The sequence below is a fragment of the Desulfosarcina widdelii genome (genome assembly GCF_009688965.1).
GTDB classification, from domain to species: Bacteria; Desulfobacterota; Desulfobacteria; order Desulfobacterales; family Desulfosarcinaceae; genus Desulfosarcina; species Desulfosarcina widdelii.
In genome coordinates this window covers 2,023,326-2,044,910 of record NZ_AP021875.1, presented here as the reverse complement: position 1 = coordinate 2,044,910, position 21,585 = coordinate 2,023,326, and the positions used below count along the sequence as shown (strand labels likewise).

The following is a 21,585-nucleotide window of genomic DNA, read 5'->3' as shown; positions in this document are numbered from 1 at the left end:
GGACAGGCGGCCGCGCCGGTACACGGCCCGGCGGTTTGGCGGTAAGGTCAAAGCAAGGACGAACCTAAGAACATGAACGACAACCTAAGCGAAGTTGTACAGAGCCCCGAGATCAGCATCGAAGCCGAGATGAAGAAATCCTACCTCGATTACGCCATGAGCGTGATCATCGGCAGGGCGCTACCCGATGTGCGTGACGGGCTCAAGCCCGTTCACCGCCGTGTGTTGTATGCCATGCGGGACCTGAAAAACGATTACAACAAGCCGTATAAAAAATCGGCCCGCATCGTCGGTGACGTGATCGGTAAATACCATCCCCACGGCGACAGCGCGGTTTACGACACCATCGTCCGCCTGGCCCAGGATTTTTCCATGCGCTACCCCCTGGTGGACGGCCAGGGCAACTTCGGTTCCATCGACGGTGATCCGGCCGCCGCCATGCGGTATACGGAAGTCCGCATGATGCGCCTGGCCCACGAGATGCTCGAGGACCTGGACAAGGAAACCGTCAACTTCATCCCCAACTACGACGAGTCCTTAGAGGAGCCGTCGGTGCTGCCGGCCAAGTTTCCCGCGCTGCTGGTCAACGGGTCGTCCGGAATCGCGGTGGGCATGGCCACCAACATTCCGCCACACAACCTGGCCGAGGTGATCGAGGGCATCAAGGCCCTGATCGACGATCCGGAAATTACCTGCGCGCAACTCATGGCCCACATTCCGGGCCCGGATTTTCCCACCGCCGGTGTCATTCACGGGATCCAGGGCATCCGGGACGCCTACGAAACCGGCCGGGGCATCGTGCGTATGCGTGCGCGGGTGAACGTGGAGGAAGACAAGAAAACCGGACAGGAAACCATCGTCGTCACCGAGATTCCCTACCAGGTGAACAAGGCGCGGCTGATCGAGAAGATCGCCGAACTGATGAAGCATAAGGTGATCGAGGGTCTGCGGTATGTGCGCGACGAGTCCGACCGGCGGGGCATGCGCATCGCCATGGGCGTGAAAAAAGACCACATGTCCGGCGTGGTCGTCAACCAGTTGTACAAGCACACCCAGATGGCCAGCAGTTTCGGGATCATTCTGCTGGCGGTGGTCAACAACCGTCCGGAAATTCTCGATCTGAAGCAGATTCTGGAGAATTTTGTCCTGCATCGCAAGGAAGTCGTCGTCCGACGCACCCGCTACGATCTGAACAAGGCCGAGGCCCGGGCCCATATTCTCGAAGGGTTGAAGGTGGCCCTGGACAATCTGGACGAAGTGGTCCGGATGATCCGAGAATCCAAAACACCGCCGGAAGCCAAAGAGCGCCTGATTAACGCGTTCAACCTCAGCGCGATCCAGGCCCAGGCGATTCTGGACATGCGCCTGCAGCGTCTTACGGGCCTGGAGCGGGACAAAATTGTCGAAGAGTACGAGGCCGTGCTCAAAGATATCGCCCGTTTCAAAGAGATCCTGGGCAGCGAACAGCTCGTGCTGGGCATCATCAAGAACGAGCTGGACATCCTCAAAGGAGAGTTTGGCGATGCGCGCCGCACGGAGATTCTTACCGACACCCGCGAGTTGACCATCGAGGACATGATCGCCGAGGAAGACATGGTGGTGACCATCACCAACACCGGCTACATCAAACGCAATCCCATTACCCTGTATCAAAGCCAAAGGCGCGGCGGCAAAGGCAAGACCGCCATGGGCACCAAGGAAGAGGATTATGTCTCCCACCTGTTCGTGGCCTCCACCCACCACTATTTTCTCTTCTTCACCAATCTGGGGAAGGTATACTGGTGCAAGGTTTACGACATCCCCCAGGCCGGTCGTCAGAGCCGGGGCAAGGCCATCGTCAACCTGCTGGATTTCACCGAGGGCGAGCACATGACCGCGGTTCTGGCCGTTCCCGGATTTGAGCCGGGCCTGCACGTCCTCATGGCCACGCGCAACGCAACGGTCAAAAAGACCGATCTGATGGCCTTTTCCCGTCCCCGGACGGGCGGCATCATTGCACTGGGACTGGCCGAGGGAGACGAACTGATTGCCGTCAAGCTTTCCGACGGCACCCAGAACGTATTTCTGGGAACCGCCGGAGGAAAGTCCATCCGCTTCCACGAATCGGACGTGCGTCCCACTGGCCGGATTGCCCGCGGCGTGCGCGGCATGAGTTTGTCCCCGGGCGACCGCATCGTGGCCATGGAGGTGCTGCAGCATGGCCAAACTCTGTTTGCCGTGACCGAAAACGGCTACGGAAAGCGGACCTCCATCGACGAATACCCCATTCACCGGCGGGGCGGCAAAGGGGTGATCACCATCAAAACCAGCGACCGCAATGGTCAGGTCGTCAAAATTATTCTGGTTCATGACGAAGACGACCTGATGCTGGTCACCAATACAGGCAAACTGATCCGCATCCCGGTTTCCGGCACATCGGTGATCAGCCGCAACACCCAGGGGGTGCGGCTGATCGATCTGGCGCCGGGCGAACGGGTGGTCAGCGCTGCCGGACTGGCGGAAAAGGAAGAAGAAAACGGTGACGCCGGCAACGGTTCTGAAAGCGTCGGTTAAACCTTCAAGGGAACAGCGAAGATGAAAACCAACGAGGAGATTACAGCGTTTCCCATCGGCGTCGTGGGCGCCGGGAGCTGGGGAACTGCCCTGGCCAACCTGCTGGCCGATAAAGGCCTTGCCGTTGACCATTGGGTTTACGAAGATGAAGTGCGGCAGCAGATGGTCGAGGAAAAGGAGAACCAGCGCTTTTTGCCCGGCGTCAGGCTGTCCGACAACCTTCGTCCCAGCGGCGATCTGGAATCGGTCGTGGCCGGCAAAAAGCTGGTGCTGGTGGTGACGCCCTCCCATGTTACCCGCCAGACCATGGAGCGCTGCGGCCATGCCATCGGATCGGATACGGTGGTGGTCAGCGCCTCCAAGGGCATCGAAAACCAGACCCACCTGACCATGTCCGGGGTGCTGAAAGAGGTGATTCCTGGGCTTGCCGACGACCGGCTGGCCATCCTGACCGGACCCAGCTTCGCCAAGGAGGTGGCCCGCAAGATGGCTACCGTGGTGACGGCGGCCTCCAAAAACACAGATACGGCCGCCCTGGTTCAGCAGACCTTCGCCACACCCTATTTCCGGGTGTACACCATCGACGATGTCGTCGGTGCGGAACTGGGCGCGGCCGTGAAAAACGTGATTGCCATCGCTGCCGGGGTGATCGACGGGCTGGGGCTGGGACTCAATACCCGTGCCGCCCTGATCACCCGCGGCCTGGTGGAGATCCGCCGGCTGGGGCTGGCCATGGGGGCCCAGCCGAGAACCTTTACCGGGCTGGCCGGCGCCGGCGATTTGATTCTGACCTGTACCGGCGACCTGAGCCGCAACCACACCATCGGCAAGCAGATCGGCGAGGGAAAAAAACTCAATGACCTGCTGGCGGCGATGCACATGGTGGCCGAAGGGGTGAAAACCGCACGCTCGGTCTACAACCTGTCCCGCAAGCTGGGAGTGGAAATGCCCATTTCCCATGCCGTCTACCATGTGCTTTACGACGACCTGGATCCCAAAACGGCGCTGCACCAGCTGATGACGCGGGATCTAAAGCAGGAGTTGGACGAAAATTGAGCGACTGCCGATCTTACCGCATCTTCGGTGTCAGAGGCGTTCCCGCATAGCTTATTAAAGCGGCAACACCTCTTCCTTGAATCTACGGCAAGCTCGATAATCGCTCTGAAGCAGTATTGGTGCAGAGGAGTGAGGAACGATGACAGAGGATACCAAAAAGATGCCGCACAAGGGTGCCGGACATCGCAAGCGCCTCCGTGATCGTTTCCTCAAATCCGGGCTGGACGGCTTCCACGACTACGAGGTCATCGAGCTGCTGCTTACTCTGGCCACGCCGCAAAAGGACTGCAAGGATGCGGCCAAAGCCGCGCTGAAACAATTCAAGACCCTGCAGGGGGTTCTGGACGCCGAACCGGCCGATCTGTGCCGGGTGCCGGGCATCGGCCCGATCAATCTTTTCGGCATCAAGCTGGTACCGGCCGTATGCCGGCGCTACCTGAAGGGGCACATCGAAGGCAAGCAGGCGCTCACCCACTCCAAGGCCCTTTTCGACTATCTCGAGCAGACCATTCGTGGTAAAAAAGAGGAGTGTTTCATGGCCATCTACCTGGATGCCAAAAACCGGGTGATCGCCGACGAAATCCTTTTTACGGGGACAGTGACCGCAAGTGCGGTCTACCCCCGGGAAGTGGTCAAAGCCGCTATGGCCCACGGTGCCGCCGCCGTGATTTTTGCACACAACCATCCCTCCGGCGACCCGGCACCTTCGCCGGACGACATGGCCATCACCCGGAAACTGATCGAGGCCTGCGCCCTGATGGACGTTACCGTTCACGAACACCTGATCATCGGCCGGGAAGGTTATTACAGCTTTGCCGACCAGGGCCACGTGGCCCGAATCAAAGCCGACCTCCAAGACCGGTAGCCGCCGTAAAGATCGGCGAATGGGACAGGCACCCGGGATAAAAGTGGATCGCCGCGAAGCCCTCTCCCATGGAAAGAGACAAACCTCATGACCGTAAACCGCCAGAAATTTCCTCCCTGCTTCGGAGATCTGGAAGCCGTATTTCCCTTGGGGGAAGCCGGTCTGAGACAGACCCCGGAGTCCTGTATGGTCTGTGTCTACAAGACCGAGTGCCTGAGAAAAGCCATGAAGGAAAAGGGCGGGATCGCCGTTCGCGAGGAGATGGTGGACCGGGCCTACGAATCCGGTACGGTGGGCTTCTTCGAACGCTGGTCCCGCAAAAAAGCGCTGGCTGCCAAAAAACAGTCCAAAAAGTAAAATTGACGAAATCGTCTGACTCCGCAATTGAATAAAAAATCATACAAGGAAGGAGCATATTATGGCGAAATTGACTGTCTCCGATCTTGACTTAAAGGGTCGCCGCGTGCTCATGCGGGTAGATTTCAACGTTCCTCTGGAAAACGGGCGTGTGGCCAACGACAAACGGCTGCGGGCCGCCTTGCCCACAATCCAGTACATTCTCGAAAAGGGCGGCGCACTGATTCTGATGTCTCACCTGGGACGCCCCAAAGGCAAGCGGGTGCCGGAACTGTCCCTGAAACCGTGCGCCGAAGCCCTGCAAGCTTTGCTGCAAAAGCCGGTTGCCTTTGCCGACGACTGTGTCGGACCCACCGCCGAATCGGCCGCCGGTGCCCTTTCCTCAGGCGACGTGCTGCTGCTGGAAAACCTGCGGTTCCACAAAGAGGAGACGGATAACGACGAAGGCTTTTCCCGATCTCTGGCCGCCCTTGGCGATCAGTATGTCAACGACGCTTTCGGGACCGCCCACCGGGCCCACGCCTCGACTGCCGGGGTCACCCGCTACATCTCGCCCTGCGCCATGGGGTTGCTTATCGAAAAGGAGATCGCCTATCTGGGCGATGCTCTGCAGCAGCCCGAACGGCCCTTCGTGGCCATTCTGGGCGGCGCCAAAATCTCAGGGAAGATCGATGTCATTGACAACCTTCTGCCCAAAGTGGATCGCCTGATTGTCGGCGGCGGTATGGCCTATACCTTTTTCAAGGCCCGGGGACTGGAGATTGGCAACTCCCTGGTGGAGGCGGACAAGCTGGACCTCGCCCTATCCCTGATGGAGAAGGGCGGCGACAAACTGGTGCTGCCGGTGGACTGCATTTGCAGCGACCGCTTCGATTTTTCAGCGCGCACCTTAGGAGAACTGGTCCCGACGGCAGTCGATGCCATAGCCCCTGACCATTTCGGCCTGGATATCGGTCCCGAAACCGTGGCGTGTTTTCAGAAGATTATCGGCGACGCCCGCACCGTCGTCTGGAACGGACCCATGGGCGTATTCGAAATCGACGCAACGTCCGCCGGCACCTATGCCGTGGCCAACGCCATGGCCGAGGCGACCCGCAATGGTGCCATTTCAGTGATTGGCGGCGGCGATTCTGCGGCGGCGGTGGAAAAGGCCGGTCTGGCGGACCAGATGACCCACATCTCCACCGGCGGTGGTGCATCCCTGGAATTTTTGGAAGGAAAAGAACTGCCTGGTGTGGCTGCACTGACAGACCGCTGAACCGAAAATTGACGGATTCGTAAAAAGGCCGATATCGGCGTTACGCTTCATCTTTCGTCACTGGAGCGATCTCGGCCTTTTTACGAATCCGTCGGAAATGCGACTTTTTGGGAGTTCATTAAAAGTAAATCGGCAAGCGACTGCCTCGGATGATCCTTTGAAAAAACTAATCGCCAGGAAACGGTACTGGGTCGCCGGTGGCACGCTGGCTGCCCTTCTGCTGGGTGTATTGTTCCGCCATGAGATCGCCAGCGGGTTGATGACGGCTTATCGTTTTCTTGCGGACCGTGATCGGATCGAGCAGTTGGTCACCGCTTTCGGCGACGGCGCGCCCCTTGCCTTCATGGGGATTCAGATCCTTCAGGTCATCATCGCACCGGTGCCCGGTGAGGCCACCGGATTTATCGGCGGTTATCTTTTTGGCAGCTTCAAGGGATTTCTCTATTCGACGGTGGCTTTGTCTTTGGGTTCCTGGATCAACTTTGGCATCGGCAGATTTCTCGGGAAGCGCTACGTCAGAGGATGGATTCCCGATCCCACCCTGAAGCGATTCGATCACCTGGCCAAGAGGCAGGGGGTCATCGTCATGTTCATCCTGTTCGTTTTTCCCGGATTTCCCAAGGACTATCTGTGCCTGTTTCTGGGCATCACCGCGATTCCTCTCAAGGTCTTTCTAATCATTGCTTCCGTCGGGCGCATACCGGGCACGCTGTTGCTGAGCCTTCAGGGAGACTTTTTATTCAAAAAGAACTACGTGGTATTTGCCGTTGTTTTTGCAGTGACGGCGCTGGTGGCCTTCCTGACGATTCGTTTTCGCGACGCCATTTATCGGTGGCTCGAAAAACTCAACGGAAAAAGCGGCACAGACCGTTGACCCTCCTATTTGTTTGTGTTAATTAATAAAAACAACACTAAGCATCGCACCCACTGCAGTTGCTAAGGGTTCGCACAAAAATAAGTTCACAGATTTGGTAGCTTAGGCGCCCAGCCGACAAGGCGTGAAAATGCAAGGCATATTGGGAATATGTCGCATTTTCACAACGAAGGCGGGTGGGATGCGTCGGCTTTCAAAATGTGAAGTTATTTTTGCGCGAGCCCTAACCCCCAATCCGCCTCGAGGGGAGTCGCATTGGCCTTCTGGAGTGTTAGAGAAGAACTCAGTCAGTTTAACCGTTTACGGAGATCCTACTACGAATTGTATCGGGACGAGTTGGATCAGTTTATGCTGAACTACGCGCTGATCGAGTCCTACCGGCAGTTCACAGACCGTAAGCTGCCGTATCCCTTCATCGAAAAACGGGAACTCAAACCCCGGGCCAGAATTCCCGGCATCGAGTACGAGAGCCAGAAAACCTTCCTCGTCATTTTCGTGGAGGATGTCATCCCCGCGGCGCACAAAAAATACATCCGCTTTTTCGATGTGAACAAACCCACCAAGACCAACTTGCTGCAATCCAAGTCCCTGCCGCTTCCCGAGAAGTTCGACCGGACGCACAAGTATCTGGATGCCGCGCAGTTTTACGACTTTCTCAATGTGTTGCTGCCGGTGGATTACGCGCTGCTCATCCAACGCGACCCCACGACCCTGTCCGCGAACCGCTACAGCCTGACGCATTTTCACGTGAGAATCGACTGGCCCATTGCCGATGCCGCCGAGGACCTGGCCCAGAGCCTTCGCTATATCTCCAAGGATTTGTACGAGAAGGGAGACAAATACGCCGAAGTGGTTCAGCGCAAACTTTTCGAGTACTATGGGATGCCGGTGATGGTGGGCGGGCGCCGCACGGCTGCCATGGTGGCGGCCCAGTACTTAAAGCGCATTCCCTGCATTTCCACGGTTTATGCCGGCAGCAGCGAATCCCGTGCCCTGTATCGAATTTCCGAACGCGGCGTGTCCAAAGCCGCTCTGATGCGTTTTTCCAATGACGAGATCCGGCAGATCGCCGATTCCCAGCGGATGTCTCCCCGGACGTTCAAGAAGAACTACGTCATTGCCAAAAAGGGCAAATACAATGTCTGCATCTTTCTGGCTACCTATGCCTATACCGACCACTCCAGACCGCCGGACGACGGTAAGCTGCGGGAGATCAATCCCGACGTGAACTGGCTTACCGTCGGTACCGAACATGTACTGCCCAAACCCGGGGTGAGGAAGTATCCGCCAATCAACCTCAACCTGATCTATACTTGACGACTTCGTCGGAAGGCCGATATCGGCGTTACGCTTCATCCTTCGTCACTGCGGCGTACGCCAAATTACGTCTCCTTGCTCAGGATGGAACATAAATGTTCGCCGTAAAGATGAAGATCGATTTTCTGTTCGCTCGCTTCACGTTCGCTATCGCGGGCCGCAAGCCTTCTTGTTCCGTCTGATGTTTAGCGGGAGATCTTGGTTTTCTTACGAAGCCGTCGGAAATACGTCTCTTGACGAGCCTGCCTTGTAGCGCATTGAACCAAGCCGGGGAAGGGCTACACAAATCGCTCGCCGATCCACTTTTTCAAATCTGCCAGTACCTTTTCCCGGTCCGGGAGCTTCTCATTGTAAATTTCGTGGTAAAGCGTTTCGTAGTGGCACAACGTTTTGTCGGATACCGTCAATGCGTTGAAGAAGGACAGGGACGCCTGGCAGTCCACCAGATGATCGTCTCCGGCAATTTGCATGAGAACGGGCACCCGGATTTCCTGCGGGGCGGCGACGGTTCGCTGGATCTCGGCCATACACTGGACAAACCACCGGGCAGTGATTCTGTCATGCACCCAAGAACTTTGCACATAGGCGTCCACCTGGTCGCTGTCGTGGCTGATGAAGGTCGGGTCCAGTTTGTTGCTCAAGGAGAGCGTCGGCCATAGAACCGATAAGAGGCGGACAATCACCTGCAGGGCGGCTGGAGGCTGTGGCTCCACACCGAGAAGGGGAGAAGAAACGACCAGGCCATCGATCGTTTCCGGGTATTGCCTGGCATAGGAGAGGGCGATCAAACCGCCCATGCTATGACCCAGTACAAGGGTCGGAATCATTTTTTCGCCCTTGCCCTTGCCCTCGGCCGCGGCCATGGCCACCATGGTTTTCAAATCACTGACATAGTCCCCAAAATTGCTGACATGGCCCCGTTTTCCCTGGCTTCGGCCGTGGCCCCGATGGTCAAGGATCCAAAGGGATGCTCCTATGGGGAATAAGGCCTCGGCTACGTTGCCATAGCGCCCGGAATGCTCGCCCAGACCGTGGGACACGACAACCCGAAAGCGCGGCTTTTCCGGAATCAATCGGCGATAAAAAATACTCTTGCCGTCGCTGCCGGCAAAACGGTCTCTCTTTTCTTCCTGGATTGTCATGGCAGATCCTTTTTGGTTGGTATCGTCAATGCATCGTTTTTACCATACTCCCTGAGTAAAGACAATTTGCCGATAAATGACTTGAAATGTGCCGGCAGAACCGGTACCGTTCCAAATGAAAAGGCGTTAACTGCAGTCACCGGATGGAACGCATCACTGCCCGGGAAAAAAGGAAAAAACATGGACAATTTTACTGCTCATGTGAAAAGAGAGTGGAAAGTTTACGTAATGGCACTGTGGATGATTGCTGTGACCGGTTTTCTGTTTTACCTGAACGGCACGATCCAGGAGACGAGGCAGGCTTGCGCAAAGCTGATTTCCGACGTGGATTCCATCGAGAGCATCCTCATCAGCACGGATGCCAATGTCGCCAATATCAAGGAAAAGGTAGATGAAATGGCCGGCAAAGTGAATTCGATCCACCAGCGTATACGGCGACGTTAGCATGGAAAAAATAAAAGGTTTCCAGAGACGATTTCTTCGGGGTTTGGCCCATTCCCTCAAACCGGTTGTATTCGTCGGGCAAAAGGGTTTTTCGCCGACCTTGGTCAAGGCCATGGATGAGGCCCTGGATCGCCATGAACTGGTCAAGGTGAAATTTGTAGAATTCAAGGAAAAAGAGAAGAAGACGGCAATGATCCAGAAGCTGGAAAAGGCCGTCAATTGTGATATGGTGGGCCTTATCGGCCATACGGCCACGTTCTACCGCCAGCAGAGCGACCCCGAGAAACGGAAGATTGTCCTCCCTGCCCGTGCCGTCAAAACTTGACGGACTCGTAAAAAGGCCGATATCGGCGTTACACCCATCCTTCGTCACTGCGGCGTACGCCAGAGTACGCTGCCTTCGGCACCCGCGATTGCGGTATTCTCAGGATGGAACACAAATGTTCGCCGAAAGGAGGAAGATCGATTTTCCGTTCGCTCGCTCACGCTCGCTGTCGCGGCCCGCAAGCCTTGATCTCGGCCTTTTTACGAGCCCGCCGGAAACTCGACTTCAAAGGAACCCATAAAACGTAAATAAACCTATTTTTTAGACGGTTCCGTCCCCTTTGCAAACAAGGCCCGGACCGCATTTTTCTCGGTTTCATTCACCCGGCGGCCGGTGACGGGATCCATGAAAATTTTAGTCGTGCCATCCGGGATATCGAAATAAAGCGGTGTTGATTCCGGACGGGTGGCAGCCATGAAATCGATCCAGATGGGCAGGGCCGCCCGGGCACCGGTCTCCCTGTCGCCCAAAGGCGACGCATCGTCCATACCCACCCAGACCCCGCAGGCTGCTTCCGGAGAAAATCCCAAAAAGAGCGCATCCTTGAAATCGTTGGTGGTGCCGGTTTTGCCGCCCACGGGCATGTTCAATCGACGGGCCCGTTTTCCGGTTCCCTCCTGAACCACCCCCTGGAGCATGTCCACCATGATGGCCGCCTGGACGGTGGTGAGAACCGGACGGACGGCGGGCCTGGCCCGCCAGAGAGCGTCGCCGTCCCGATCCAGAATTTCGGCGACACCGAAGGGGGCGATGTGGTTGCCTCCCTGGGGAAAGACGGACATTGCCCCCGTCAGTTCAAGCAGATGGGTGCCGGCGGTCCCTAAAGCAAGGGACAGATTCGGTGAAAGGGGCGTCTGAATGCCCATTTTATGGGCGAACTGCACCAGGTCCGACGGCCCCAACCGTTCCGCCAGACGGACGGCCGGAATGTTTTTGGAAAGTGCCAATGCACGGCGCAACGTCATCTCGCCCAGGTAGTGGCCCGAATAGTTCTCCGGCCGCCAGTCTGCGTTGTCCGGCCCTCCCTTGAAAACCACCGGTGCGTCCAGCACCAGGCTGGCCTGGGTGAAGCCGCGGGCGATGGCCAGGGCGTAAACGATGGGTTTGAAGGCCGATCCGGGCTGCCGCCTGGCATCCACCGCACGATTGAAGGGGCTTTCGGAAAAATCCCTGCCGCCGACCATGGCCAGGATGCCGCCGGTTCGCACGTCCAGGGCAACCAGTGCCCCCTGGGGCGGAACGCTGTTCTCTTTACCCTGTGACGTTCGTTTGTAAAGATCGTCAATCCCCGTCTTTACGGCCTGCTCGGCCGCCTGCTGAAAACGGTGGGACAAGGTGGTATGCACGGTCAGACCACCTTTGTACAACAGGTCGGGACCGACGGCCGCTTCTAAGGCTGGTTTGATATACTGCAGAAAGTAAGGTGCGCTTCCCTGGACCCTTTGGGGCGATCCGACCGTCACCGGTTCGGAAATGGCCTGCCGGTACTGCGTCTCGTTGACGATGCCCTGGCTGCGCATGATGGTCAGGACCAGGTTGCGCCGCTTTCTGGCCAGATCGGGATTGACCAGGGGGCTGAATCTGGAGGGCGCCTGGGGGAGTCCGGCGATCAGGGCGCATTGGGCCAGGTTCATCCGGGAGGCGGGTATGCCGAAGAACAGCCGGGCAGCCGACTCCACGCCGTAGGCTCCGCTGCCCAGATAGATCTGGTTCAGATACAGGGCCAGCAGTTCGCCCTTGGTATAGCGCCGCTCCAACTGGATGGCCAGCAGGGCTTCCTTGATCTTGCGGCCAAGGGTTTTCTCCGGCGTCAGAAACAGGGTTTTGGCCAGTTGCTGGGTGATGGTGCTGGCCCCTTCGACAAATTGTCCGGCCATGATGTCCTTGACGATGGCACGAAGAATGCCCCTAAGATCGATGCCGCTGTGGGAATAGAACTGGCGGTCTTCGGTCACGATGAGGGCCTTTTTCAAGGCTGCGGGCATCTGATCGATGGGAACCGGTATCCGCTTTTCGAGAAACAGTTCGGACAACAGCACCCCGTCGGCCGAATAGACGCGGGTGACGGCCGAAGGTTCGAAGTTTTCCAACTCCCGTATCTGGGGCAGGTCCCGGGTGAGGGCCAGAAATGCGCCCGCCGTGGCGCCCGAGAAAAGGCCCACCAGGGCGGTAATGGCGATCAGGGTTCGGATTTTAAAAGGTTTGCGGTTGCCCATCGTGTCCCAGATCCGTTGTATAGAAGCGGTGCCTTGCCGATGGTTTCGGTTTTAGCTGCCATCGCTCTCATAGGCAAGAGCGGATTGAAAAAACCGCGACATCGGGTGGTTGACTTCGGGATCGCGGGGGCATAAATTGTGTAAGCTGAGAAAAAAGGACGGCAGGCTGGATTCGGCGATTCACCCAAGCGCACAGGAGAATGCAAATGTCCCACCACCATGATCACGACCACGGACACGATCATCATCACCACGATCACGATCACCACCATGACCATGACCACGATCACACCCACACCCACAGCCACGGGGCGCTATCTTTTCCGGAAAAGCTCGTCAAATTACTGGACCATTGGATCCAGCACAACGATCATCACGCCGAGGATTACCGCAAGTGGGCCGCCCAGTCCCGTGAAAACGGTCAGGATGCCGTGGCCGAGTTGCTCGATACCGCCGCTGAACTGACCGACACAATCACGCAGCGGTTTCATGAGGCCGGCGGAAAAGTGAAGTAACGTCCAATCTAAAAATGATCTATGGCTAAATCAAGTTTTTTACCTGACAAACGGCAAAATCAGGCTGCACAGGTTCAGACTGAATTTTTACAATTCAATAATTCGGCTTGACAGGTGGTCCATTTTTTGCGCATTTATCAAATTTTATAAAATATATTATAAATGATATTTAATCAGGTGAACGAGCAATGAGAGCAACTGCAACCGTAGAATCCCAGAGCAAACCCCGGAAAAAAGGCCCTTCCAAAAGAAAATCCATTGAGACGCTTTATACCCAGATAAAGACCATGATGTACAATCAGGATCTTTCTCCCGGGCAGAAACTGATCCTTCAGGACTTGGCCCGGCAGTTAAATGTGAGCACGACCCCCTTGCTGCAGGCATTACACCGGTTGGAAAATGCAAAACTGGTCCGATATGAGCAGAACAAGGGCTTTTTCGTTGCTGAAATAACCGAAACCGAGGCCAGGCAACTATATCAGGCAAGAGAGGCGTTAGAGGTTTATTTGATTCCGATTTCGATCAATAAATTAACTGCAGATAAAGTTGAAGCGATTCGAGAGTCGTTTCGGCTTCAAAAGGACAGTACGGTACCGACGAATCGGAGAAAAATGATGCTGACAGATGCCTCTTTCCACTTGACGATAGCCAAGGCATCAGGAAATCAGGTCATGGTCGATCTTCTCGAGACGGTTATGGAACGTATCTATTTAAAGTACAGAGCGGAATACGTTTCTGAAGAGCGGATTAAAAAAATAATAAAAGACCATCGGGATATGTTGCAGTATCTTAGCAAAAAGGATGAAAAAAAAACCATTCAACTCGTTCGTGAACACATTCGATCCGGTATGGAACATATGATTGACAGTCTGAAAAACGGTAGGGTGGTGTCCTTGTAAATTCAATCTGGAGGGACAACGGACAATCAAGCCCGGATTATAGCAGCGATTGTCATCATTTATAGAAGCTCAAACGCCTTCCCAACTTTACGACAAAATTGTTTCACGCCATGCGCACATGAGAGAAACATGTCGTCACCTTCCTTCCCCTCCCCATTTTTTATCAGGAATGATTTAACTATTTGTAACTCAAACGAAAAATAGAGGATACGTAGAAGGTTTTCAAGATTTGTCTTGACAAGCCTTCAATAATAACTTAGCAATGTTTACAAAAAATTTTATAAAATATTTTACGTGAAAAAAAGCTTTCCATGAACAGAGCGCTTCCTGTCCGATCCAATATGGAACACATGGTTGGCAGCCTGAAAAATGTTAGGGTCGTAACGTTGTAAGAGCAGGGACGCATCGTTGCTGCGCTGCACGCTGTGACGGAAAAACTGATAAATACTTCTCTTTTCACAGGAATTAACTATTGTGGCCACCCAGTTTACTCATCTATTTTCGCCTACCATGATAGGTTCGATGTCATTGAAAAATCGACTCGTCCGTTCGGCGACATACGAAGCCAAGGCCGATCCGGATGGCAAACCGACACAACTTTATTTCGATTTTTACAAAAGGTTGGCCAACGGGGGCGTAGGGTTGATCATAACCGGTTTGACGTACCCTGAAGAGGATGGGAAGCTGCCTCGTACGATCGCTGTCGACCGTGCAGACTGCCTGGAAACCATAAAACAGATACCCGAAACGATTCATGGGGTCGGCAATGACTGTAAGGTGGCATTGCAGATCGGTCATACCGGCAGGCAGTTGCCTGCCACCGTCGATCGTCAACCGGTTGCACCATCGCCCATTCTTGAGCCTTTTACTGAAAGAATGCCGCGTGAGATGAAAAGCCATGAGATCGAAGCCTTTATCGAAAAAAGTGCTGCTGCCATTGGTTACGCGAAGCGAGCCGGCTTCGACGCTGTTCAGGTTCATGCCGCGCACGGCTGGTTGTTGAGTTCTTTCCTCTCGCCCCATACCAACCACAGGAAAGATCAGTTTGGAGGGAAAACGGAGAATCGGGCCCGGATTATGACAGAGATCATTCGGCAGGCCAAAGACCTAATTGGCATGGATTTTCCTGTGTTGGTTAAAATGAATGCCTGCGATTTTTTGGAATCAGGCATTGAGCTTGCCGAGGCGCTCGAACTCGGAGAAATTTTCGAGGAATCCGGTTATGCCGCTCTGGAGATCAGCAGTGGCATGTGGGAAACGATTACCCGGGATCCCGAAGACATTGGCTGGCGGGCGGAACGGATTCCAGAGGCCCGTAAGCGGATTGGAACTGTCGCTGATGAAGCATATCACCGCAGGTTCGCCAGAGCCTTCCGACAAAAAATGCAAAGGGCGAAGATCATCCTCGTCGGTGGAATGAAAACACCGTCGTTAATGGATGAAATCGTCTGCTGCGGCGATGCCGACCTTGTTGCATTGAGCCGGCCGTTGATCCGCGAACCCGATCTCCCCAATCGCTGGCTTAACGGTGGCAGTGAAAGGGCGAGTTGCATCTCCTGCAATCAATGCCTGGAAACGCTTCGAGAGGAAGAGGGGCTTAGATGTTATCTTTTATAGAAGTTTGAACGCTTTCCCAAACACACTGAAATAAAAAACAAGTCAAAATTTACCGGCAGAAAAAGAGGATAGGCAAGAACTGACATTTTTACCAAACGCTAATGAGTAAACCATTATTGCCAATCTCAAAGAAATAAAAATGCATGATGGTTTTCCGCATAAGCCATGAATTTAAAGGAGGAACGATATGGGGGCCAATTATCTCTTAAATCCACAGACCTATGCCGGTGAACATCATGATGACGAAACGAAGGAGATGTTCAGGTCAGTCATAAAGTACTATGAAGACAAAGGCTTGGACAACCTCAACGAGGATGACGCGGACTATAAAGTCTGTTATGACATGCTGAAATTTCAGGCGAAGAATCAAATTTTTGCCCGTCTGCTTACGCCTAAGGAACACGGTGACGAAAACTCTTATTTCGATTTAAGACGGATTACCGAGTTCAACGAACTTCTCGCTTTCTATGGGATCGGCAACCGCTATCCATTCCAAGTCACCATGCTCGGTCTTGCTCCCATCTGGATGGGAACGAACAAAAAGGTTCAGAAATGGGCCGCGCAAAAACTTAAAGAAGGCCGTATCTTCGCCTATGGTATTTCAGAAAAGGAGCACGGCGCCGACCTGTACTCGAACGAAATGTGTATTTCGGAATTGCCGGACGGCAATTATCGTGCTGACGGCTCCAAATATTACATCGGTTTTTCAAACGTCGCCATCACAACGACATTTGCGAAAATTAAGGATACCGTGGATGAGTGGGTGATGTTTGCTGCGGATTCACAGCATCCGCATTATAACGATGTTAAAAGAATTCGAACGTCAACTTATGGATCAGGCTATGTCGGCGAATATCGTCTTGTAGACTATCCCGTTCCTAAAGAGGATGTTTACGCTTTCGGTAAGAAAGCATGGGAAGAAGCCCTGGCCGCTATCAATATCGGCAAGTTCATGGTTGGCGTTTCACCTATCGGTATCTGCACGCACTCTTTCTATGAATCCCTGCGTCATTCATATAACCGTATTCTCTACGGTAAAAAAGTTACCGATATGGTTCATATCCGCCGTTTCTATTCAGAAGCGTACCTGCGTCTTCTCGGAATGCGTCTGTATGTTTACAGAGCTTGCGATTACTTTCGGTGCAGCTCATCCGAAGACAGAAGATATCTTCTTTATAATCCGATCGTTAAAATGAAGACGGGCCTTGAAGGCGTTAAGGTGATGACCAACATCCTCGATGCCGCTTCGGCCAAGGCTTTCGAAAAAGATACCTATACCGAAACGGCAACAAGAGATATCCAGGGGCCGCCACGATTAGAAGGAACGGCGCATGTGAATATGAGCCTTGTTATCAAGTGTATTCAAAGCTTTTTCAGCAACCATAAAGAATATCCCGATATTCCCGTCCGAGTGGACCTTTGTGATGACAACAACCTTTTTAATCAGACATATGGAAGCATCGCATCGATCCAGTTTAATGATTACAGCAAAACCTATAAAAAATATCTGGATATGCCCAACGTTGCTCAACTCTACAAACAGGTCGAAATTTTAGAAAAATTATTTCTGGAGTGCCCCATTGAAAAAGCACTCAAAAGACAGATGGATTATATGCTTAACCTCGGCCATATGCTTGTAGTGGTCGTTTACGGTCAGCTAATTCTCGAAGGTGCAAACAACAACGATATTCATAAGAGGACCGTTAACCAGCTTTTCGGGTTATATGTATCCGATATGGCAGCTTACGCCTTGGATCAGATTTCCAAATATCCCATGAACGACCAACAAATTTCATATCTCAAAGAGATTGTGGGAACCACACCGGTTATCGATATTGAGGAATGGAATGCGGTATGGACAGAAGATGTCGAACCTCTCAACGATGTGTTTTCCATGCCCAAGTAAGGCTGATCTGTTCCGCAGGCAGTCATGAGGCTGCCTGCTTCTATTAGACAAAAAAACTGACAACCCGATCCCCTGCTTGAGTGCGTATGCAGCCTGAACGGTTAAAATATAAGTTTCGGTGGGCAATAGAGCGATATTGCCGGCTTAACATACAGCCAATCGATTTTCTGCTGCGCAAAAACCGCTGAAATTTTATTGAATACTATTCATAAATAGGGCTTCCTGAATTAGTAAAGATGCCGCATTAGCATGGGTAAATTCACCCTCTCAACAGTGACAGGTGCATTTTAGCCTGAAAATATTTACCGACTAATCGACCCAAAAGCCCGTTAAATCGTCTCTGAAGCACTCTGATATGGACCATGAACAGCAACGAGGAAGTAAAAAAGAGAGAAGAAAGGCCTTTCAGCCATTTCTCCAAGTTCATGACGATGAAGGATACCGCGATCGCCGTCTCGGATGTCACTGCCAGCTTACACATGATTCTGGATAGACTGAAGCGCCGCTTGCCCTGGCCGAACTTTCCCTCGATCGGGATCCGATCGAGCTCATCCTGACGGACCTGCTTTTTGATCTCTTTCTGTATCTCGACAGCGGCCGGTGGCCGGCCCAGCGGGGGACCCGAAAGGCGGATTCCATGTTTCTTGCAGAACCGGCGATTATCTTGGTTACGGTAAATCCGATCCACATGAACCGATGCCGGATAGTGCCCAAATCGTTTTCGAAATGCCTTGATCTGATCGATCAGATCCCCGGATTCATTGAAGGCATCCCAACTGATGCGGTCCACGAATGAAATGCCATTGATGAGACTGACCGATATCTTGGCACCAAATTCGGTAGCCGCACCGGCCTTACCCCGTTTGATCGGACGCACATGGGGTTGGCTGATGCTGACGATGCGATCATCGATACGATTTTCATGCTGGTCATACATCCATTGCTGCTGGCGATAGACTTCGTGAATGACCAGCAGCTCTTTGTACTGACGGGGACTGAGCTTCGTTAGCGGCGTTCGTTGGGATAGCTTGGTTATGCTTTTCAAGTTGCGCTTGAGATATCCCAACTGTTTCCGAATGGCCTTACGCCTCTTGCTCTTTGACAATCTTTTGCTTTTGGCTGCAGATAGAAACGCTTTGCGGGCTAACTTACGGTAGGTACGCGGTTTGGGATATTTCCCCTTGAATGGACTGTGTAGGATATCAATGATCCCTTCACTCTTCTCCCGGGCGGTATTCAACAACTTGAGGTCGGTTGGGAAAGTAATATCCGCGGGGGTACATGTGGCATCCAGAAGTAATTTGCCCTGGTTTTCACTACCTCCACCTGTAGGCGTGGAATCATCGTCATTTTTGGTTTGGGAACGGTCTTTCGATTGTTTTTCTTGTTCAAGTGCCTTGCGGGCAATCGACTCATTGATCTTGGCCAGCATCTTTTTGCCAAACCGCTTGCGGAAGTATACGAACAGGGACGGATCAAAGGGCTTTTCGTCCTCATAGGCCTTGTAGCCTAAAAAGTATTGGAGATACGGATTTTCCCGGATCTGTTCTACCGTCTCTTCATCGCTGGTTCCCAAGCGCTCCTTGATAATCAGGGCGCCCAAGGCGACTCTTACCGATTTGGCCGGAGGGCCCAAACCGGAGTTGGTCAACGATTTACTGTAGGCCGGTTCGAACTGACCCCATGGAATAAACTTGGCTAATTTCACCCAGCGATTGTCGCTTCGCAGTTTTCCGCCGAAAGGCAATTCGAAAGTTTCGAATTCCAGCTGCTTTTGATTATGTCGATACATGATAGGACCGAGAAAAGTGCAAGGGTTTTGAGGGGTAAAGCGTGGTTATATTTGCATTTAGCTCGATCCTCAATACCATAAAATGTATAGTATTTCAAGTGTTTATCTTTAATTCAGGAAACCCTAAATAGCAATTGGGATAAATAAATTAAAAATAGACTTGACAAGAAATAATCTTTTTTATATTAAATTTTATAAAATATTGTATAAAAAACATTCAGGTCGAAAAGTTATAGGTTCAGGGGCTTTTATTCTATCTGTTTCCGATGATTTTAGGGGGACGGTCTCCTTTGATTTTTAAGCGGAAAAACATATCCAATGCTGCCTTCCAGAACACCGCCGTTTGCCCATTTTTTTGGAAATTCAACCTACTTTGCGGCATAATCCCCTCTTCTTTCTCCATACTAAAAATTTTTGGAGCCATAAACGTAGACGGGGCAAAATAAGTAAAATGGCAATATTTATACAAATGGATCGATGATAATAAAGAGCCTCCTGAAACGATACATCCACTTGCCGAGAGAACGTAACGAGCAATCCGACAATTTTAAGGAGTGACCCATGCGTACCGGTTCCGATGAAATAAAAAACGCGCGATGGTTTGCAGCGTACCCTGAGGAAATAAAAAGATCCCTCGATGCAGGATATGTTCTCCCCGAAATACCGGCTCACTGGGGGCTGAGGTCTTCCGCCAGGTATTATCCATCGACAACCGCCTTGGTTTACGAACCTGAAAATTTCATTGTTAACTACGTGGAATTTCAAGAACTGTGTGAGCGGTTTGCATCAGGATTGCAGAATAAGATGGGAGTAAAAAAAGGCGACATGGTGGCCGTTTATGCCCGCAATTGTCCCGAGGTAGCCGTCGCAATTATTGCCATCAGCATGGTCGGCGCCGTTTACGTGGGATGCAATTCCTTACTGATCAAAGATGAAGTCGCGTATCAACTTAACGATACCGCAGCCAAAGTCGTTGTTGTTTCGGATGAATTGCTGCCAGTGATTCGGGATCTGGTCGATGAGAAAAAAACGGCCATGGAAAGCGTTATCGTTTTTTCACACGACCAGGAACTGAAACTTTCTTTGCTAAAAAAAGAATCCCCAGATTACCAATCACCGTTTTACGGTTTTTGCGACATTTTTTCGGATGACAGCCTGATCGAGCCCACAATCGAGCCGAAAAAGGATATTTACTCCATTCTATATACCTCAGGGACGACGAGCTATCCAAAAGGCGTCATGATTTCCCATTACAATGTCGTTTCGGCCTGCATTGTTTACGGATCGACGCTCACAGGTCAATTCCCGGTTCAGGACACCGACGGGCTTTTGAAGTTCACGAATCTTGAAAAGGACCTTTCCACGGACTGGGACTTTCCCTTGCGCCATGGAATCGACTGGATTCTTTCGGTGCCTCCGTGGACGCATATGATGGGGTTTTTGGGCCGCCTGATGTACCCGCTCATGTCTGCGCTGCCGCTTATCCATTTGCCGGTTTTCAATATGGACTCGATGCTGGATATGATTCAACGTTACAAAATATCCTTTGGCGGCGGCGCGCCGATGATGCTTTCGACGATCCTGTCGCGTCCGGATATCGAAACTCAGGATATTTCGTGCATACGTACATGGGCCGTCGGTGGTTCGACCGTTCCCGAAGCCGTGACCGAAAAATTCGAAAAGCGCATCAGTGGTAAAATTAGCGAGGCCTGGGCGCTCACCGAAGGTACGATGACGTCGACAAAGAATTTTGCCAATCGAAACGGCTTTAAGAAGAGCGTGTCGGTCGGCGTTCCCGTGCCATTTACTTGGATCAAGGTCGTCGATCCGGTTGACGGGCTCACGGAGATGCCGGTTGGTGAAGAGGGCGAGTTGATCCAGAAAGGGCCGACCGTGACCCAAGGCTATTTCGGAAAACCCAAAGACACCGCCAGTGCATATCGGGATGGCTGGCTGTATACCGGCGATATCGGAAAAATGGACGAAGACGGCTTTTTCTATATAACGGGAAGAAAGAAAGAGCTGATCAAGTACAAGGGGTACAATATCGCGCCGAGCATGCTCGAAAATGTATTATTCGACCATTGTGACGTCAAGCACTGTGTCGTTCTCGGGAAAAAAGACCCGGTTGTCGGTGAACTGCCCATCGCTTTCGTTCAATTGAAAAACGACGCGACGGCAACGGCGAAGGAGATCATGGACTTCGTCAACGGTCGCGTCGCTCCTTATAAGAAGATCCGCGACGTCATTTTTTTGGATGAGATGCCCATGCTTGCCAGTGGAAAAGCCAATCGGCTCAAGCTTTACGATTTTTTAAGCAGTGCGACTGGCGGTAGATGATTGACGCAAGGATTTTTAGGTTGCCGCTACACCATATCCAAACGGCAATTAGGGAGTGTTCGGCTCGTATATTTTTGACCCTGTGCCTTTATTTGATCGTTTTCCAAAT

At 52.7% G+C, this 21,585-nt stretch carries 17 protein-coding genes; 14 read left to right on the top strand and 3 right to left on the bottom strand.

Annotated features, from left to right (window positions below):
- The first annotated feature begins 72 nt into the window (after positions 1-72).
- The 7 genes from gyrA (at position 73) to GN111_RS09560 (ending at position 8,280) form a co-directional block, all read left to right on the top strand.
- Positions 73-2,553 (top strand): DNA gyrase subunit A, encoded by a 2,481-nt coding sequence (gyrA, locus tag GN111_RS09590; protein ID WP_155303551.1) that lies wholly within the window; start codon positions 73-75, stop codon positions 2,551-2,553.
- Between the two features lie 21 nt (positions 2,554-2,574).
- Positions 2,575-3,609: an NAD(P)H-dependent glycerol-3-phosphate dehydrogenase gene (locus tag GN111_RS09585; protein ID WP_155303550.1), complete on the top strand. Its 1,035-nt coding sequence runs from the start codon at positions 2,575-2,577 to the stop codon at positions 3,607-3,609.
- A gap of 139 nt (positions 3,610-3,748) precedes the next feature.
- On the top strand, positions 3,749-4,474 hold the full coding sequence (gene radC, locus GN111_RS09580; protein WP_155303549.1) for a RadC family protein: 726 nt from the start codon (positions 3,749-3,751) through the stop codon (positions 4,472-4,474).
- A gap of 87 nt (positions 4,475-4,561) precedes the next feature.
- Positions 4,562-4,831, top strand: a complete 270-nt coding sequence (locus GN111_RS09575; RefSeq protein ID WP_155303548.1) for a hypothetical protein — start codon at positions 4,562-4,564, stop codon at positions 4,829-4,831.
- A gap of 61 nt (positions 4,832-4,892) precedes the next feature.
- Complete coding sequence (locus GN111_RS09570; RefSeq protein WP_155303547.1) at positions 4,893-6,089, top strand: phosphoglycerate kinase; 1,197 nt, start codon at positions 4,893-4,895, stop codon at positions 6,087-6,089.
- 157 nt (positions 6,090-6,246) lie between these two features.
- A complete protein-coding gene (locus GN111_RS09565; RefSeq protein WP_170302200.1) occupies positions 6,247-6,963 on the top strand; it encodes a TVP38/TMEM64 family protein in 717 nt (238 codons plus the stop codon).
- A 348-nt stretch (positions 6,964-7,311) separates the two neighbouring features.
- On the top strand, positions 7,312-8,280 hold the full coding sequence (locus tag GN111_RS09560; RefSeq protein WP_331457710.1) for a hypothetical protein: 969 nt from the start codon (positions 7,312-7,314) through the stop codon (positions 8,278-8,280).
- Between the two features lie 278 nt (positions 8,281-8,558).
- On the opposite strand, the gene GN111_RS09555 is transcribed toward GN111_RS09560, so the two are convergent.
- A complete protein-coding gene (locus GN111_RS09555) occupies positions 8,559-9,422 on the bottom strand; it encodes an alpha/beta hydrolase (RefSeq protein WP_155303544.1) in 864 nt (287 codons plus the stop codon).
- A 12-nt stretch (positions 9,423-9,434) separates the two neighbouring features.
- Between GN111_RS09555 and GN111_RS09550 the strand changes: the two genes are divergently transcribed.
- Together GN111_RS09550 and yhbY are read left to right on the top strand one after the other, a co-directional pair.
- Entirely contained in the window at positions 9,435-9,866 is a 432-nt protein-coding gene (locus GN111_RS09550) for a hypothetical protein (RefSeq protein WP_155303543.1), read from the top strand.
- A gap of 1 nt (position 9,867) precedes the next feature.
- Positions 9,868-10,191: a ribosome assembly RNA-binding protein YhbY gene (gene yhbY / locus GN111_RS09545; RefSeq protein ID WP_155303542.1), complete on the top strand. Its 324-nt coding sequence runs from the start codon at positions 9,868-9,870 to the stop codon at positions 10,189-10,191.
- Between the two features lie 254 nt (positions 10,192-10,445).
- On the opposite strand, the gene GN111_RS09540 is transcribed toward yhbY, so the two are convergent.
- The gene (locus GN111_RS09540; protein WP_155303541.1) at positions 10,446-12,407 is read right to left on the bottom strand and encodes a penicillin-binding protein 1A; all 1,962 of its coding nucleotides are present in this window, start codon (positions 12,405-12,407) and stop codon (positions 10,446-10,448) included.
- A gap of 206 nt (positions 12,408-12,613) precedes the next feature.
- Between GN111_RS09540 and GN111_RS33345 the strand changes: the two genes are divergently transcribed.
- The 4 genes from GN111_RS33345 (at position 12,614) to GN111_RS09520 (ending at position 17,344) form a co-directional block, all read left to right on the top strand.
- A complete protein-coding gene (locus GN111_RS33345; protein ID WP_170302048.1) occupies positions 12,614-12,922 on the top strand; it encodes a DUF8180 domain-containing protein in 309 nt (102 codons plus the stop codon).
- 188 nt (positions 12,923-13,110) lie between these two features.
- Entirely contained in the window at positions 13,111-13,821 is a 711-nt protein-coding gene (locus GN111_RS09530; RefSeq protein WP_155303540.1) for a GntR family transcriptional regulator, read from the top strand.
- A 474-nt stretch (positions 13,822-14,295) separates the two neighbouring features.
- Positions 14,296-15,438 carry an oxidoreductase gene (locus GN111_RS09525; protein ID WP_155303539.1) on the top strand — a complete coding sequence of 381 codons (1,143 nt, stop codon included), beginning with the start codon at positions 14,296-14,298 and terminating at the stop codon, positions 15,436-15,438.
- Between the two features lie 187 nt (positions 15,439-15,625).
- Positions 15,626-17,344, top strand: a complete 1,719-nt coding sequence (locus tag GN111_RS09520; protein WP_155303538.1) for an acyl-CoA dehydrogenase family protein — start codon at positions 15,626-15,628, stop codon at positions 17,342-17,344.
- Positions 17,345-17,603: 259 nt separating this feature from the next.
- Here GN111_RS09520 and GN111_RS09515 read toward each other — a convergent pair whose 3' ends face one another.
- The gene (locus GN111_RS09515) at positions 17,604-19,136 is read right to left on the bottom strand and encodes an IS5 family transposase (RefSeq protein WP_155301859.1); all 1,533 of its coding nucleotides are present in this window, start codon (positions 19,134-19,136) and stop codon (positions 17,604-17,606) included.
- 561 nt (positions 19,137-19,697) lie between these two features.
- Here GN111_RS09515 and GN111_RS09510 point away from each other — a divergent pair.
- Positions 19,698-21,476 carry a class I adenylate-forming enzyme family protein gene (locus tag GN111_RS09510; protein WP_155303537.1) on the top strand — a complete coding sequence of 593 codons (1,779 nt, stop codon included), beginning with the start codon at positions 19,698-19,700 and terminating at the stop codon, positions 21,474-21,476.
- Positions 21,477-21,585 lie beyond the last annotated feature (109 nt).